Source organism: Streptomyces sp. NPDC025833 (assembly GCF_055558055.1).
This window is the reverse complement of sequence record NZ_JBVHNF010000033.1, coordinates 19748-35187: the sequence shown is the minus strand read 5'-3', so window position 1 is coordinate 35187 and position 15440 is coordinate 19748. Positions and strand designations below refer to the sequence as shown.

Genomic DNA, 15440 nt, shown 5'->3' with positions numbered 1-15440 from the left:
AGACCTTAGACAAGCCTCATCGTCCCAGCTCGGAAGGCACTTTCGCGTTCCCGCTCAAGATCCGGACACCGTGGCAAGTGAAACGCGCAGGCTAGGGCTTGTTCTTCTTCCAGCCCTTGTCCTGCGGCGGCCCGGGCTTCCTGTGCTTGCCGGGTCCTTCGCTCGGGGACTGAGAACCGGATTCCGAGCTCGTGGGCGGATCGGACGGCCCCGTGGTCCGGTCGTCCGGGGTGCCGTCCGTGGTGGAGGGGGACGGCGGTGCCGTGGGGCGACCGGTGGCTGTGCCGGTGGCCGTCTCCCGGCTCGGGGTGGCGGACGGAGAGACCGAGCCACTCGGGGCGGTGGTGGAAGAGGGGGCGGAGGAAGAGGCGGAGGGGCGCGGGACGGCGGTGGCCGGGCCGGAGTCGCGGCCGGGCGCGGGGGCCCGGTGCCGTCCGGTGGAGGCAACGCGGGTGGTGGACGTCGCGGCCGCGGGCGCCGCCTCTTTCCTGACGGCAGGCGCGCTCGGGGAGTCGGCGTGCTTGGCGGGGCTGCTCGCGGCCGGGGTCGCCGTGGTGCCACTGGTCTGGTGCGGATGGCCGTCCTCGGAGACGGCGAAGCTGCCGGCCATGACGGCGGCCAGCGCGGCGACCCCGCCGGCGACCAGCAGACGGCCGCGGGTGGGCGTGACCTTCGACAGGGCGGCACGGGTGGTGCGCGGCGAACGCGGGTGCGTCCGGTCCGCCTCTCCCTGCGCCCGCGCGTGGACCAGGCTGGTGACCTCGGGCGCGGCCGGGACGGCCGGGGATCCGCTCGTGTCGGCCAGGGCGGCCAGGACCCGGGCGCAGTCCCCGTCCGACGGGCGGGCCGACGCGTCCAGGGCGGTCATGTCCCGCAGCAGGGCCGCGAACTCCTCGGGCAGGAAGCCGGGGAGTTCGGGCGGGCGGTGGAGCCGCGCGATCGCGGCCTCCAGGGGACCGCCGTCGTACTCGAGCTTGTTGGTGATGCATTCGAGCAGCACCAGCCCGAGGGCGTAGATGTCGGCGGGCGGGCCGACGGCCTGGCCGAGCACCTGCTCCGGGGACAGGTAGGCGGGTGTGCCGACGAGTGTGCCGGTGGCGGTGTGGCTGGTGGTGTCGAGCAGCCGGGAGATGCCGAAGTCGGTCAGGTGCGGGTGGGCGGACGCGTCGAGCAGGATGTTCGAGGGCTTGATGTCGCGGTGGACGATCCCCGCCTGGTGCGCGTGGTCCAGGGCCCGGGCGAGGTCGGCGCCGATGGCGGCGGTCTCACCCGGGGCCAGGGGACGCGCGGCGATGCGGTCCTTGAGCGTGGGGCCTTCGATGAGTTCCATGACCAGGAAGGCGCGGCCGTTGTGCCGTCCGGCGTCGTACACGGTGACGAGGCCGGGGTGCTGCAACCGGGCCAGGATCATGGCCTCGTTGTGCAGGCCTTCCTCCGTGTCCACGTTGGTGCCGAGGCGGAAGACCTTGACCGCCACCGGCCGCTTCAGGCGCAGGTCGACGCCGCGGTGGACATCGCCGGCGCCGCCCGAACCGATGACCGTGCCCAAGCGGTACCGTCCGGCCAGCACCTCCGTGGAGCACCGCGACAGCGACGAAGCCGACTGGCCGAGCCTCATGTCATCTCCCACTGCTGCGACGGGTATGCGTGCGGCCGTTTGCAGGACGGCGCCGGACCCGCGTACCCGTGACAGCCCCGAGTACCCCTGTGCGACCGGTTCCGGCAGTGCGCCGGCGCTCCCCGTCCGCGCGACGGGTCCACTTGCCGCGCCGTCGGCGAGCTGTCTCCCGGCCGGGTGCCGCGACCGGGCCTCCACCGCTCCGACCTGCGGGACCGTTGGGTGAAGTAGGGGACGTACGCGATGCGTTGACGCCCTTCACGTCCTTCCTGCGGGGTCGCGGGGCTGCGGGCCCGGCGCCGGGTGCGAGGGCACGTCGCGCCGCGCGGACGACGCCGAAGCGCCTCGTGCCGTCCCAGGTTCCGGGACGGCCGGTCCGGACAGCCCTCAGCAACTTCTACAGTGCTGTAGATTTTGAGATGATCGCTCAGAGGCCGGGCTCCTGCGCCCGGCCCTTGGACACGAAGAGGGATGCGACATGGGTGTGAGCCTCTCCAAAGGCGGCAATGTCTCGCTGAGCAAGGAGGCGCCGGGTCTGACCGCCGTTCTGGTCGGCCTCGGATGGGACGTCCGCACGACCACGGGCACCGACTACGACCTCGACGCCTCCGCGCTGATGGTCGACGAGTCCGGCAAGGTGCTTTCCGACCAGCACTTCGTCTTCTTCAACAACCTGAAGAGCCCCGACGGTTCGGTGGAGCACACCGGTGACAACCTCACCGGTGAGGGAGAGGGCGACGACGAGGCCGTCAAGGTCAACCTGACCGGCGTCCCCGCCGACGTCGCCCGGATCGTCTTCCCCGTCTCGATCCACGACGCCGAGAACCGCGGCCAGAGCTTCGGCCAGGTCCGCAACGCCTTCATCCGCGTCGTCAACCAGGCGGACGGTGCCGAGCTGGCCCGCTACGACCTGTCCGAGGACGCCGCGACCGAGACCGCGATGGTTTTCGGCGAGCTGTACCGCAACGGCGCGGAGTGGAAGTTCCGCGCGGTCGGCCAGGGCTACGCCTCCGGACTGGCGGGCATCGCCTCCGACTTCGGCGTCAACGTCTGACCGACCACGTTCTACGGGCGGGCCGGATCGTGCGTCCGGCCCGCCCGCGGCGAGCATGTCCGCTGCCACACGCCGGCCGGCCGGCCGCGTCGCCGAGAGGCCGGCGTCACGCAAGAAGCCGGCCACGGCCCGCACCGCATGATCGGGGGACCTTCATGATCGAGTCCGGCCGCCTCGAAGCCGTCGACCGAGCAGACTTCGACCGGATGCTGCACGTCGCGCTCGACGAAGCTGACATCCGCGAGGCCCTGCACCAGTCGGCCGGGAACGTCACTGCCGATCAGTTGCGCGCGCGGGCGCTGACTGCGGCCGACGCGATCGCCGCGGAAGCGGCCGCGGAGTACGCCGCCCTGCTGCGGCTGCGGATCGCGGCCGACCCGGCCCCCGCCGGCCGGCCCCGCGAGCCCGTGCCCGCCACCGCCGGGAATGGGCTGCTGTCGGCACTGGCCGTGCTTACGCCCGTCCTGTCCGCCGCGGCGACGGCCATTTTCCTCCTCCTCGGCTACGGGCTCCGGCTGGCCGACACCCAACAGCCCCTCGCCGTCGCGCTGATCCGGGCCGGCTGGGTCGCCGGGGCCGTGGCGGTGCTCGCCGCCGCGGCTGCGGGCACCGCACTCGTGCTCACCGCAGCCCGGCATCGCGCCACGACCCGCAACCCGCAGCCGGATACCGCCTCCCTCGCCCGAGCCCGCGCGGCGTGGCATCGAGCCCTCCTTCACCGTGGGCTGCTCCCGTTCCTGCGCCGTGAGCTGCACCAGCTACCCACCCGCGCGTTGCGGTCCCGCCCCGCCCCGCATCCCGCCCCGCGGAACGCAAGACCTGGTTACAGCAGCCCGGACTTCGCCGGCCCCTCTCTTCCATTCCGGGACTGACACCGCTCCCACGGGAGGGGGCGCACGCCGAGCCGGTGCGCCGGGCCATGGCGTATCGGGCAGGACCGGGCGCGTCCCAACTCACTGCTTCTACAGTGCTGTAGATTCATCTGGGCTATCCCATGCACTACCGGGCATCGCGCTCCGCCCCCGAGTACCAGGAGGAAATCGGTGACAGTCACGCTGACCAAGGGCCAGCAGATCAGCCTGGAGAAGAGCACCGGGCAACCGCTCGGCGTCGTGCGGATGGGGCTGGGCTGGCAGGCGGCGCCCCGCAAGGGCTTCCTCGCCAAGCTCACCGGTCCGCGCGAGATCGACCTCGACGCCTCCGCGGTGCTCTTCGCCGGCAACGAGCCGATCGACGTCGTCTTCTTCCAGCACCTGGTCAGCGACGACGGCTCGGTCCGCCACAGCGGCGACAACCTCGTCGGCGGTGCCGGGCAGGGCGGTGACGACGAATCCATCCTCGTCGACCTGCTGCGCCTGCCTGCCCACGTCGACCAGATCATCTTCACCGTCAACTCCTTCACCGGGCAGACCTTCGCCGAGGTGCAGAACGCCTTCTGCCGCCTCATCGACGAGAACACCGGTCAGGAACTGGCCCGCTACACCCTCTCCGGCGGCGGCTCCCACACCGCCCAGATCATGGCCAAGGTCCACCGCTCCGGCGGTGGATGGCACATGTCCACCATTGGACAACCGGCCGACGGCCGCACGTTTCGGGACCTGATGCCCGCCATCGCCAGTCACCTCTAGCCACCCTGCCGACTGCCACCAGGGAGAAGACGGAACTCATGCTCGGCATCAGCGAACTGGCCATCGTCCTCGCCGTCGTCATATTGATCTTCGGTGCCAAGAGGCTTCCCGAGGCCGCCCGTTCCTTGGGCAAATCCGCCCGCATCCTCAAGAGCGAGGTCAAAGCGATGAAGTCCGACCAGACGCCGACCACAGTGCGGGCGACTTCGCGTGGGACCACGACTCCGCCCGTCATCCGCACCGCACCCGGTGACACCGTCGGCCGCCCTGCAGATCAGCCGGGCAACGGCACACCGCGGGCCTGACCAGCCCGCAACCACCCGCTCCGGGCGAACTCCACCCCGGGCCTGCCGGCCCCCCAGCGTCCGCCGGACCTCATCGGAAAGCAGCGTCACCTCATGGGAATCCTCAGCTGGATCATCCTCGGACTCCTGGCCGGAGCCATCGCCAAGATACTCCTGCCGGGACGCGACCCGGGCGGCCTCATCGGCACCACCCTCATCGGGATCGCCGGCGCCTTCACCGGCGGCTGGCTCTCCGCCAAGTTCCTCGACCGGCCCGTACAGAACCAGTTCTTCGACCTCGCCACCTGGGGCGCGGCCATCGGCGGCTCCCTGGTCCTGCTGATCGCCTACCGCCTCCTCTTCGGCAATTCCCGCGACTGACGCGGCTGGAACGCGGGGGTACCCAGGGACCGGGTGAGGTTCTGGGCGACACGGTCTTTCTCGGTCTCGACGGCGAGCGTGCGGAGGCCGGGCAGGCCAGTCCTGCCGGACGGCGACGAGCCAGTCCGGCAGGCGCTCGCTGTGTCAGCCGGTGAGCAGGTCGTCCATCGCATCGGTCGCCGTCGGCGTGACACGACTGGGGAACCGTTCGTGTACCGCTGTCACGTGTCTGCGGATGGCCTGCCCGTTCGGCTTCACTTCAGGTGGCGGGCGAAGAACCGGGCCCCGGCGTCGAGCTCGAACCGAGGGACGCCAGTGTGCCCGCCCACGTTGGCATGCAGCGTCTTCTCCTCGGAGCCGAAGGCGTCGTACAGGTCCAGGGCCGCCTGCCGGTCGTTCCCTTCATCGTCCCACTGCAGCAGGACCTGCAGCGGAATGGTGACCTGACGGGCCTCCTCGAACATGGCGGCGGGCACGAAACTCCCGGCGAAGAAACCGGCGGCCACGACGCGCGGCTCGACCACGGCCAGCCGGATGCCGATGGAGATCACTCCCCCCTCGTACCCGACCGGGCCGCCGATCCCGGGCAGCGACAGGATGGCGTCCAGGGCGGCTCGCCATTCCGGGACGGCCTTCTCGACCAGCGGGAGGATGAGGGCGTCGACCACCTTGTCACCGACCGGCTCGCCTGCTTCCACCGCCCGGCGCAGGTCGGCGCGGGCCTGTTCGACGGCGGGCCAACGGGGCCGGTCGCCGCTCCCGGGAAGCTCGATGGTGGCCGCGGCGAAGCCGTACGCCGCCGCGTAGTGCCGGGCCCGCCCCGCCAGCCGGGGATACATCTTGCGCAGCCCGAGCGGTGGGGGGCCGATCAGGATCAGCGGTGTCGGCGCGGACGCGGAGGCAGGAGTCCACAGAATGCCGGGGATCTCACCGAGGGTGAATTCGCGTTCGAGGACGCCGTCGCCGAGATGCTTCTCAGAGGTGAAGCGCATGGTCGTGCCTTTCGGGAGTGCTCGTGAACGGCGCTCCCGGACGACCTATCGTCCGACCGTGACCCCAGGGGGGAGCACCCATGTCGATACTGCGTTCACGGGTACCACCTCCTTGTTCTCCAGCACGGCCTTCGGAAACGTAGCAGTGCTCCCGGTGGTCCGCCAAGTGGATTCCTGCGCGGGCTCCGTGGCGGAAGGCCACGGAGCCGTAACACCTACAGCGACTGCCGTCCCGGCGCCGATCACGTCTGTCAGCGCATGTCCGCGAGGAGGGTGGTGAGTTCCGCTTCCTGTTGCGCCGGCGACATCGGCGGGTTCGGGTGGTCGATGCCGAAGGTCTTCAGGACCTGGTCCATCTGGGCGTCGATGAAGGTCCAACCGGTGTCGTCCAGCGGCTGCAACGAGGCTTGGTCGGCATCCCATAGGTCTCGCAGCGACTGGGCAGCGGTGTGGGCTCCGGTCGCGTGACCCGACCGTGCGTCCTTGAGCGAGGTCGACGCGAGTGCCTTCAGTGCGTTGACCTTCGCGGGCGGGAACTTCTCCACGGCCTGGCCGGGGGCAAGGTGGACGGTGGAGGTGGCGTCGGCCTCCGGCGCCGGGCCGACGTGTGGCTGGCCGTGCGCCCAGAGCAGCAGGCCCCCGGTGAGGAAGGCGAGGAGACCGAAGCCGGCCAGTGCGATGCGCTCCCTGCGATGGTCGGCGGTGATCTGCGGGGTGTGCGTGGCGTCGTAGGCCTCGGTCACGTCGGAGCGCGTCACCGTCAGGTAGACGACAGTCGCCAGGATCAAGCCGAGGAAGATCAGGCTGGTGGTGGAGGTGCCCAGCGCGAGGCCGGTCGGCTCGCCCGGCTGTGCGACCTTCGGGGAGGCGAGCCAGTCGCCGATGTTGGCGCCCAGCGGGCGGGTCAGGATGTAGGCGAGCCAGAAGGACAGCACCGGGTTCGCGCCTGACTTCCGCAGCAGCGTGATCGCCGCGATGAGGCCGAGCGGCAGCAGGACCGAGAATCCCGGGCTCCAGCCGGTGAGTTCGAGGGTCCAGTCGCCGGTCGCGGTGCCGAGCGCGAAGGTGACGAGAACGGCGAGCCAGTAGAACGACTCGCGCGGCAGCGTCGTGACCGAGTGGATCGAGAGGGTGCGCTCGCGCAGCCACCACACGCCGAAGACAACCGCGAGCAGGACCGAGAACACTGCTGAGCTGATCCACAGGGGCACGTCGAGTCGGTCGGTGAGGATGTCGGTGTACAGCGTGCCCGTGACACTGACGACGACCACGGTCAGCCAGTACGGGAAGGGGGCGTACCGCTTCAGTCGAAGCTGGACGCCCAGAACCCCTACGAACCCCGCGGTGAAGATCCAGGCCGTGTTCACCAGGCCGACGCCCAGCTTCATGTTGATCCAGTCGGCGAAACTCTCACCGACGGTCGTGCACAGGATCTTGATCACCCAGAACCAGATGGTGACCTCGGGAACCTTGTTCGGCATCAGCCGCCCGCTGTGGCGTGTGCGGGGTTCGCCTGTCGTTGTCATGCGGTGCAGGTTGACCCGGTCGACCTGCACACAACCTGACCACGCGATCGTCTACGGTGCGGGGAAGGTCACTTCGACGCGTCCGTGACCATCCGCGATCGCACGGACCGCCACTCCTGCGGACGCGGCGAGACGCCGCACCACGGCCAGCCCCAACCCGTGCCCGTCGCCGCTGGTCACGCCCGCATCGAAGACCCGGTCGACCTCCGCCGGATGGAATCCCGGACCATCGTCGAGGACATCGACCACGACGTCCTGGGGCTGGATGCGCGCCGTGACCCGAACATGCGAGCTCGCATGGCGCAGGCCGTTCTCCAGCAGGGGTGACAACACGGCCACGACGAGTTCGCCCGCCACGGCGACGGCGACGCCGGTCGGGATGGCAGCTCGATGGAGCGGCCGGCTATCGTCTGTCGTGCCGCCGTCCTGAGATCGCAGCGGGCGCCGTCACCGGTCCGTGTCCGGGCGGCACTCAGAATCGTCGTGATGGCAGTGTTCAAGCGGTCGACCTCCCTCAGAACGGACTCGGGCGCGAGGTCATGACCGGAGAGCTGCGCCAGCTGTGCCTCGCCCCGCAGGACCGTCAGGGGCGTCCGCAACTCGTGGGCGATCTCATCGGTGAGGCGGCGCTCGTCAGCGAGCGCGTTGTCTATGCGGCCGAGCAGGCGATCGAGAGTCCGACCGAGCTCTCCGAATTCGTCGCGAGGAACGCCGAGGTCGAATCGGCGCCCGGGTTCGTGATCCCCCCAGTCGTCGGCAAGAGCGGCCATCTCGTGAACCACCCGCAACGCACGACCCACCACGAGGTACGCGACGACGCCGGCGAGCAGGATCGTGATGCCACCCAGGACGAGCGACATGGCCAGGCTGCGCCGCTCTGACGTCGCGTACGGCGTCAGTTCCACCCGCACGACCGCCGCGACCCGGTGGCCTTCGAGGCGGATCGGCTGGGCGTACAGCAGGTACCTGCCGACCGTGGTGGTCTTGGGCTGCCCGGCGTCCGCAAGCGCCTTAACGCGACCAAGAAGGCTCCCGGGGACGATCCCGTCAACGAGGTGCCCATCGGCATACACCCACGAGACCGTGTCCAGGGCTTCGTTGCCGCTCTCGATCAGCACGACGTGGCCGCGGCGCACGGTTACGTTCGCCGCCACCGCCTCGGCACGCGTACGCGCCACAGTGTTCGCGTCGGCGTCGGTCACCCGGCTCAGCAAGACGTGCGAGACCATCACCAGCACTCCAGCCTCGTTGCTTGACGCGGTCAGTCCCTGCGTCGGGGCCTTGGTGCCCCCGGGCCTGGTTCTCTGGTGGTACGAGCGAGGACGTGGGCGACTGCCTCGTTCACGGTGCGAAGTTCTGTGTCGTCGCGGCACAGCGTCGGTAGGTGGGAGACGTCGAGGCTCAGCGTCAGGTGTGCCGCGGGCGTGTCGGTGGTGGAGGGGGCCGTGATCCGCCGTGGGGCGACGCCGAGTTCGTCGAGGGCTTGTGCGGCGTCCGGGCGGTTCGCGTACCCGCCGGGCAGTGACATCAGCAGGTGGTCGGTCTCGGTGGTGCCGGTCAGGACGCGTACTCCTGCTTCGGCGATGTCGTCGGCGAGGAGGCGGGCGGCGAGGAGGCGGGCGGCGCGCAGGCTGCGTGTCTGGTGGTCCCGGAACTGTGGTGAGGCCGCGTGGCGGAAGGCCGCGGCCCGTTCGGCCGTGCCCCAGCACGGGCTGTCGGCCTGTTGGCCGGGGAAGGCGGCTGTGTCGAGGGTTCGCGCGATGGCGGGGTCATCGGTGAGCACGACGCCGCCGACATGAGGATGTGTGGTGGTGGTGGCGATGTGGGCGTAGGGCAGGGGGCCGGCGTGGAGTCCGGCCGCGACCGGTCCGGCGACGTTCGCCATGTCCACCAGCAGCAGTGCGCCGACCGCGTCGGCGGCCCGACGCAGTCCCGCGTAGTCGACGTGCCGTGGGTACTCCGGGCGGCCCGCGATGATGAGCCGGGGGCGTCGGCTCTCGGCGATCCGGCGCACGTGCTCGGTGCAGGCGGGGGAGTGGCAGCCGTGCAGGGGGTAACGGATGAGGTCGTAGCGGTCCGCCGGGCCGTCCGGATGCGCCTGGGGTGTCGAGGTGGGGTCGGGGTCCGGCCATGGATGCGGCACGAGCACGGTGTCGCCCTGCCGGAGGAGCGCGGACATCACCAGTGTGTTGGCCTCGGGACCGGGGCGGCAGAGCACGCGGGCATGCGCTGCGCCGAACAGCTTTCCGGCCCGTTCGGCGGCGAGTCGTGCGTCGTCCTCGCTCTCCACGGCGGCCGACAACTCGGGATCCGTGTCACCGGAGAAGGACGGGAACGACGGGAACGTCTGGGACATGGGCGCTCCTTGCGAACGGGGCTGCACGCGACGTGAGAGCAGGCTGGGAGCGGCGTGATCAGCGCATCCACGCCGTTGCCGGTGTCCGGGCCGTTGCGCCGGGACTCACCGACGGCAGGTCGGCGGCGTGAGTGCGCGCGGCTGATGCCGCGGCGCCCCGGGGCCCGCGTCCGGTGGCGGGAGAGAGCGGACACGCCAGGGTGCGAGGAACGGGTGAGTCGTCGAGGCTCCTGGAGGGTGGAGCACGCGCGGGCGCGTGCGGCCAGATGGCCCTCCCCCTCTGTCATGAGCCTGAGAGCTTCACCGCGTAGAAGGAAGCGGCTTGCACCGTGGGCGAGACGCGTGGGGCGTCTGCTTTCCAGAGTCCGCCTCCGCTGTGCGGTAGGGGTGCCTGAGAGTTTCCGGGGAGGATTTGCTCCTTCGGCGCCGTCCCCGAAGGGACGGGCTCTCCCGCGCAGGATCGATGGCGGCGTGTTCGGTTGTGGTGATCCTCGGGCACGAGAACTTACGGGCGGAGCAACAGGCCGTCAAGTGCTGCCACAGGGCCGACAACGGGCTGACACCTAATCTCACTTGATGCCGAGCATGCCCGGCGGGAATTCTTCCGTGTCCGGTCCCACATGTCCGTGAACATGTGGATCGCGTGCAGGCGCTCACTCGCGAATCCACGCCGCCCCATGCACACCGGATTACGTCGATCGGCCGGGCGGCACTCCGGTGTCGGGAGGAGCGGAGAAGGTTCCGTGCGATGTCTGTTTTCCTATGCCGTCGGGGCGTTGCTCAGCACCTTGCCGGTGGTGGCGTCGACGATGACGTCCCGCACGCCGGTGTCGGTCGAGGTCGCCTTGGCGGTGACACGTATCCGGTAGGCGAGGACCGGTGTCTTGCCCGCCAGGGCGCTCACGACCAGCTCGGCCTGGCCGGCCTTGCCCGCGGCCGCGTCGGCCGCCGCGGCCCTGGCGTCGGCGGCGGACTTCTTCGGTGTGGTGCTGGCGAGGGAGATCGCGCGGGGGTCGCTCGGGTCACGCCCAGGTACTGGTCGCGGGCGTCCAGGTGAACGATCAGATCGGCGCCCAGCACCGCGAGGCCGTCGTGCGTGCGCTGGAACCGGACGTGCTTCTTGCCGTTGGCGTCCTGAAGGGCGTCCGTGGCCGTCAGCACGTCGTCCTCGGTCACGCCGGTTGCCGTCGCATGGGCGTGCGCGGCGGCGGCTATGACGGCGGGGGAAGCCTGGCGCGATGCGAGGGGGCCGGCGGCCCGCGCGGGCCGGCCGGGGGCGGCGGAAGCCGAACCGAGTGCGCTCGCACCCACAAAGCTTGTCGCAACCATGACAACCGCCTCGGAAGTGCGTATGGATGCTCCACGCATGGGGAACTCCTCAGGGGGAGGGGGGAGACTGCCTCTTGTGGACAGCAGCGGTGACGCAGAGGATCTTGCGTCGTCGCTGGGGCACTCTCTCCTCAGCACCCTCCCGGGAGCTATCCGTAGGCGCGCTTCTAGGTATCCCTATTTAATGAGCGCCGGCCGCCGCCCAGTCGGGGCCTCGACGGCGGTCCACTCCTGTCGGGCGCTGCCCTTCCGCGCCGGGACTTCAGCGTCAGCTGGTCCGGCCGTTCGCGTCGAAACGCTGGAGCAGGCGCGGAAGTCGCGCCGCCCATGCGGGAGTTGAAGCAGGAAGTCCAACAAGGACGTTGGTGTGGGCCGCCTGGCGGATGGCGGTGTCCTCGCGCGTTGGGCGTGCCGAGGGTGTGTTCTCGCGGGCTGATGCTCTGGCGGGCGCGGCGCCGGGCTGCCTCGTCGAGGCACACGGCCCGGTCGTCCAAGTAACGGCCGGCGCGGACTGTCCGGGCAAGCCCCCGGGTGAGGCTGGTGAGCGTGGCCGTCGCCATGCGCAGCGCGAACCGTGCGGTACCCGGCGGCCGCGGCCGCCAGGTACCCGGAGGCGACCAGGTGGGCCGGAGTGGTGAAGCCAGTTGCACGGTGACTCCGGGTTCACCCCCTGGCCGGCAGCCGCCAAGCAGTCGCCGGGTGCACGCTCAGGCATCGTTCACCCGGCGCCGAAAAGGCGTTCCGCGGTGCGCAGTGCGTGTTCCGCCACCCGCTTGCCCAGGGCGAGACCGGCCACGTCGGCCGAGCGGGTGTGGATGCCGGAGTAGACACGGGCGTCCTCGTTCTCCTGGGACAGCTGACTCCAGGCCGTGTACCTGCGCGTCACTCCGGGGGCGGTGGGGCTGGTCAGTTCGAACGGTGCGGTGTGCGGCCCGGTGAGCGCCGTGAGGACCGTTTCCGCCGCGCCCGCGTAGGTGTTGTGGCCGCTGGGATAGTCGGGATGGGCCGGGGTGACGTGCAGCGGTGTCCAATCGGGGTCCGGGTCGATCGTGCCGGTGCGGATGGCCGTGACGGGACGCCAGCGCAGATACGCGTACTTGGTGTCGGAGGTGGCGATCTGCGTGTCCACCAGGGCGACGTGGAACAGCGCGACCAGCGCGGCGCGTGCGGGGACGGAGCGTGGCGACCGGGCCAGGGCGACCCGCAACGGCTCGGTGTACAGCGTCAGCGAGGAGCCGAACCAGAAGACGGCGGTCTCCGTCTGCAACGCCGTGCGTACGGTGCTGTCCACCGCCCCGTAGGCCCGTACCTCGGCCAGGTCGGCACGGTAGCGCGCGGAGTCCAGGGCGGGCGGCGCGGGCAGCCGGTACTGGTCGGGACCGTCGAGCAGGAAGGGCCTCGCGATCCGGTTGCCGTACTGCGCGGCCGGGGCGTGACCCGGCGGCGTCGGCTGCCACACACCGGGGGCCGCCGGCGGGACGGTGAACGGCTCGTTCACCGAGACCGGGTCCAGACCGTCGCCCTCACGGGAGGCGAGGGCCAGCCGGGCATGGCGCGCGCCGGTCGCCACGCCCTTGGACTTGGCCGGCCCATCCGGAACGCGGTCGAGCGTGCTGCGCAACGCGGCGTCCAGATCCTGGGTGCGGGAGGGGACCAGGGCCACCAAGACGTCGTGCACGGCGGATGCCAGGGCCACGTCCTGGAAGTGGTTCCGGTCGACGCCGGGCGGCACCCTGCGGGTGGCTCGGGTCGCCGCGAGCCAACTGATGGCCCAAGTGCGGTTGTTGGTGATCTGAGTGGGGGCGCCGGCGGCCGCGATGGTGGCGGCCGTCGTGTCGTACCAGTCGAGTGCCACGGACGGGCTCGACGTCCGTTCGTCCGCCCCGGCAGCCGTGGCGGACGGGACGGTGACGGAGGCGGCCAGCAGTGCGGCCGAGCCCAGCGCCTTCAGGGCGGAGCGGCGGGTGGTGAGCGGGTTCACAGGTACTCCCTCGCGGACGTGCGGCAACTGCTTCTGACCGGGGCACAGGTGCGGGTCAGCTACACAGCGCGGCGGCGACACGCAGCAGATCGACGGCGCGTCGCCGGGTGAACCGCAGGGTAATCCGCATGCCGGGGACGCTATCCAGAGCGAAATGGTCGGTCAACAGGGCGAGGTGGTCCGCCTGGCACCGCAACGCAGGCTTTGTGGTTCCGCCATACGCCCGTCATCTCAGACCGAGTCTTGTGTGGTGAGGCGGATCAGTCGCTTGTGGCAGCACAGGGTGGCGGCGGGGCACGGAAAGCCCACGTGGTTGCGGGGATCGCGCTGGTAGGGCTCGATGACCCAGCGACGGCTCCCTGAGCGCTTGCTGGACATGGGGTCCCCCTCCTGTGCTGGGATCGGGTGATTCGCCGAGGCTGTCCACCGGCCGGTGACCAGGGCGTTCCGGCCACCGCGACACGGCCGGCGGCCGTGTCGCGGTGTGAGCGCGTCGATCACTCCGAAGTCGGAACAGGGCCGGCGTCAAAGACCGCGGATCACCAGGTGACCGGCAACGCCTGCAGGCCGCGGAAGACCAGTTCCGGCACGTAGGTGAGCTCGGACTCGTCAACGGCGAGGCGTAGTCCCGGATACCGTTTCACCAGGGACCCGATCGCCACCCGCATCTCCCGGCGGGCCAGTACCGCGCCGAGGCAGAAGTGCGGTCCGTGCCCGAACGCGAGGTGCGCTGCCGGTCCTTCGCGCGTGATGTCGAAGCGGCCGGGATCCGGGTACACACCGGGGTCGCGGTTGGCCGCGACGATGACCGGCAGCACCGGTTCACCCGCTCCCAGTTCGACGCCCTCCAGTTCTACGGGCTCGGTCGTGACCCGGACCTCGGCCGAGGTGAAAAGCCTGCTGTAGCGCAGTAGTTCGTCGACCGCCGGGCCGATCAGGTCCGGTGACGACCGCAGCAGCGCGAGTTGCTCCGGGTGGCGCAGCAGGGTCAGCAACGAGTTGCCCAGCTGGTTGACGGTCGTCTCGTGGCCGGCGATCAGCAGGCCCTCCAGGTTGGCCAGCAGTTCGGGTTCGGTGAGGTGGTCGCCCTCGTCGTTGGCGGCGACCATCGCCGAGATCAACCCGTTGTCCGGCCGCGCCCGCTTCTGACGCACCAGGTCGGCGAGCCAGTCCTGCATCTCGCCCTGTGCGGCCCGCAGTTCGTCCGGAGTGATGTCCGTCACGAACAGCCGCCTGGTCCACCGGCGGATGGCTCCCGCCTCGGAGTAGGGCACGCCGAGCAGCTCGCAGATGACCATCAACGGCAGTGGAGCGCAGAGACCTGCCACAAGATCCGCGGTTGGATCGAGGGAGTCGAGCAAGGAGTCCACGACGGACCGCACGCGTGGTTCGAGCTGCTCGACCATGCGGGGGCTGAACGCCTGCGACATGAGCTTGCGCAGGCGGGCGTGGCGCTCGCCGTCCAGGCTGGTGACCAGTAACGGGTCGGCGGCGACGGAGAGTTTCAGCGGGCTGCCCGGGAGTGTGGCCGCCTCCCGGCTGAACCGGCTGTCGCTCAGGACCTGGCGCACCGCCTTGTAGGAGAGGGCGAGCCAGACGTCTGCCGTACCCATCGTCGCGAGGACGACCGGAGCCTGCGCGAGCAGAGCCTCGGCTTCGGGTTCGTTGTCGAGGTGGTGTGGTGTGGTGAAGGGGAACGTGGCTTGCACCGGTGCCTCCTGTGTGAATGTCACCGGGGCCGGGCAGCGGGTGCCGGGCGCGAACGGCCGGGACCGATGCACGGACCGGTGACGGCTGGGTCTTGTGCCGCCGGGGCGGTGGCGCCTCGCGATCGTCTCGCAGTCGATGGGGTCGAACGGTTCGGCCGGGCTGTCGGCGGCGCCGCTGGCCGGTTCGCTCGATCCGGGTGGTGATCGCCGTGCGCAGATTATCCCGGGTGGCCGGATGACGGTCGAGGACGTTTTTCCGCGCGATTATGAGGGGGATTTTAGGGGTTGTCACCGGCAGCGTCGACGGTGCATATGAACCCGGCTCGGTCGCGGCGGTGCGGGCGTGGACGAACTTCCGTGACCGTACCCGCGAATTCACCGGCGGAGACGCCGACAGATGCGCCGGCGGGCACCGCGACGGGCCGTCCGAAAGAAACGGCGCGTTTCACGGAGGCATGGGACGTATTTCGCCACGATGCCTTTGTCATGCAGGCATATGACGTTGTGATGTGCTTCGTTTGAGACAGCCTTGGCCTGGCCTATGGCGACGGCGTGATGGTGCTGCCATGCTCGTCTGCGCGG

15 protein-coding genes, 1 pseudogene and 2 riboswitches are annotated in these 15440 nt (G+C 70.4%); of the genes and pseudogenes, 5 read left to right on the top strand and 11 right to left on the bottom strand.

Translation table 11 applies throughout. The features are described from left to right. Positions 1–91 precede the first annotated feature (91 nt). Positions 92–1618, bottom strand: a complete 1527-nt coding sequence (locus ACZ4K2_RS35580) for a serine/threonine-protein kinase (RefSeq protein ID WP_467480503.1) — start codon at positions 1616–1618, stop codon at positions 92–94. Positions 1619–2096: 478 nt separating this feature from the next. Between ACZ4K2_RS35580 and ACZ4K2_RS35575 the strand changes: the two genes are divergently transcribed. The 5 genes from ACZ4K2_RS35575 (at position 2097) to ACZ4K2_RS35555 (ending at position 4965) form a co-directional block, all read left to right on the top strand. Then, positions 2097–2672, top strand: a complete 576-nt coding sequence (locus tag ACZ4K2_RS35575; protein WP_467480505.1) for a TerD family protein — start codon at positions 2097–2099, stop codon at positions 2670–2672. Positions 2673–2827: 155 nt separating this feature from the next. Next, positions 2828–3544: a hypothetical protein gene (locus ACZ4K2_RS35570; protein ID WP_467480507.1), complete on the top strand. Its 717-nt coding sequence runs from the start codon at positions 2828–2830 to the stop codon at positions 3542–3544. Between the two features lie 171 nt (positions 3545–3715). After that, a complete protein-coding gene (locus ACZ4K2_RS35565; protein WP_467480510.1) occupies positions 3716–4300 on the top strand; it encodes a TerD family protein in 585 nt (194 codons plus the stop codon). A gap of 38 nt (positions 4301–4338) precedes the next feature. Next, the gene (gene tatA, locus ACZ4K2_RS35560) at positions 4339–4605 is read left to right on the top strand and encodes a Sec-independent protein translocase subunit TatA (RefSeq protein WP_467480512.1); all 267 of its coding nucleotides are present in this window, start codon (positions 4339–4341) and stop codon (positions 4603–4605) included. A gap of 93 nt (positions 4606–4698) precedes the next feature. Further along, positions 4699–4965, top strand: a complete 267-nt coding sequence (locus ACZ4K2_RS35555) for a GlsB/YeaQ/YmgE family stress response membrane protein (RefSeq protein WP_467480514.1) — start codon at positions 4699–4701, stop codon at positions 4963–4965. A gap of 254 nt (positions 4966–5219) precedes the next feature. Here the strand turns inward: ACZ4K2_RS35555 and ACZ4K2_RS35550 are convergent, their stop codons facing one another. From ACZ4K2_RS35550 to ACZ4K2_RS35505, 10 genes and pseudogenes are all read right to left on the bottom strand, one after another. Then, on the bottom strand, positions 5220–5957 hold the full coding sequence (locus ACZ4K2_RS35550) for an alpha/beta hydrolase (protein WP_467480515.1): 738 nt from the start codon (positions 5955–5957) through the stop codon (positions 5220–5222). Between the two features lie 251 nt (positions 5958–6208). Next, positions 6209–7483: a COG4705 family protein gene (locus ACZ4K2_RS35545; protein WP_467480517.1), complete on the bottom strand. Its 1275-nt coding sequence runs from the start codon at positions 7481–7483 to the stop codon at positions 6209–6211. Between the two features lie 51 nt (positions 7484–7534). Then, positions 7535–7816: an ATP-binding protein gene (locus ACZ4K2_RS35540; RefSeq protein ID WP_467770007.1), complete on the bottom strand. Its 282-nt coding sequence runs from the start codon at positions 7814–7816 to the stop codon at positions 7535–7537. A gap of 179 nt (positions 7817–7995) precedes the next feature. After that, a pseudogene (locus tag ACZ4K2_RS35535) lies at positions 7996–8253 on the bottom strand (histidine kinase dimerization/phospho-acceptor domain-containing protein); the annotation flags it as partial. Positions 8254–8744: 491 nt separating this feature from the next. Continuing rightward, positions 8745–9839, bottom strand: coding sequence for a PLP-dependent aminotransferase family protein (locus ACZ4K2_RS35530; protein ID WP_467480521.1), 1095 nt, complete (start codon positions 9837–9839; stop codon positions 8745–8747). A gap of 278 nt (positions 9840–10117) precedes the next feature. Continuing rightward, positions 10118–10203, bottom strand: a riboswitch (glycine riboswitch). A gap of 5 nt (positions 10204–10208) precedes the next feature. Then, a riboswitch (glycine riboswitch) is annotated at positions 10209–10302 on the bottom strand. A gap of 297 nt (positions 10303–10599) precedes the next feature. After that, the gene (locus ACZ4K2_RS35525; protein WP_467480532.1) at positions 10600–10842 is read right to left on the bottom strand and encodes a PepSY domain-containing protein; all 243 of its coding nucleotides are present in this window, start codon (positions 10840–10842) and stop codon (positions 10600–10602) included. Beyond that, positions 10740–11015 (bottom strand): hypothetical protein, encoded by a 276-nt coding sequence (locus tag ACZ4K2_RS35520; protein WP_467480524.1) that lies wholly within the window; start codon positions 11013–11015, stop codon positions 10740–10742. The genes ACZ4K2_RS35525 and ACZ4K2_RS35520 overlap by 103 nt, the downstream gene beginning before the upstream one ends. 871 nt (positions 11016–11886) lie before the next feature. Continuing rightward, complete coding sequence (locus ACZ4K2_RS35515; protein ID WP_467480526.1) at positions 11887–13149, bottom strand: vanadium-dependent haloperoxidase; 1263 nt, start codon at positions 13147–13149, stop codon at positions 11887–11889. A gap of 55 nt (positions 13150–13204) precedes the next feature. Further along, positions 13205–13279 carry a putative leader peptide gene (locus tag ACZ4K2_RS35510; protein WP_467480535.1) on the bottom strand — a complete coding sequence of 25 codons (75 nt, stop codon included), beginning with the start codon at positions 13277–13279 and terminating at the stop codon, positions 13205–13207. A gap of 409 nt (positions 13280–13688) precedes the next feature. After that, positions 13689–14858, bottom strand: a complete 1170-nt coding sequence (locus ACZ4K2_RS35505) for a cytochrome P450 (RefSeq protein WP_467480528.1) — start codon at positions 14856–14858, stop codon at positions 13689–13691. Between the last annotated feature and the right edge of the window lie 582 nt (positions 14859–15440).

What these genes read in the sequence shown, in the direction of transcription:
- ACZ4K2_RS35545 (WP_467480517.1), bottom strand. Translation starts at nt 7,483, where the DNA reads ATGACAACGACAGGCGAACCCCGCACACGCCACAGCGGGCGGCTGATG.
- ACZ4K2_RS35550 (WP_467480515.1), bottom strand. Translation starts at nt 5,957, where the DNA reads ATGCGCTTCACCTCTGAGAAGCATCTCGGCGACGGCGTCCTCGAACGC.
- ACZ4K2_RS35555 (WP_467480514.1), top strand. Translation starts at nt 4,699, where the DNA reads ATGGGAATCCTCAGCTGGATCATCCTCGGACTCCTGGCCGGAGCCATC.
- ACZ4K2_RS35575 (WP_467480505.1), top strand. Translation starts at nt 2,097, where the DNA reads ATGGGTGTGAGCCTCTCCAAAGGCGGCAATGTCTCGCTGAGCAAGGAG.
- ACZ4K2_RS35580 (WP_467480503.1), bottom strand. Translation starts at nt 1,618, where the DNA reads ATGAGGCTCGGCCAGTCGGCTTCGTCGCTGTCGCGGTGCTCCACGGAG.
- ACZ4K2_RS35530 (WP_467480521.1), bottom strand. Translation starts at nt 9,839, where the DNA reads ATGTCCCAGACGTTCCCGTCGTTCCCGTCCTTCTCCGGTGACACGGAT.
- tatA (WP_467480512.1), top strand. Translation starts at nt 4,339, where the DNA reads ATGCTCGGCATCAGCGAACTGGCCATCGTCCTCGCCGTCGTCATATTG.
- ACZ4K2_RS35570 (WP_467480507.1), top strand. Translation starts at nt 2,828, where the DNA reads ATGATCGAGTCCGGCCGCCTCGAAGCCGTCGACCGAGCAGACTTCGAC.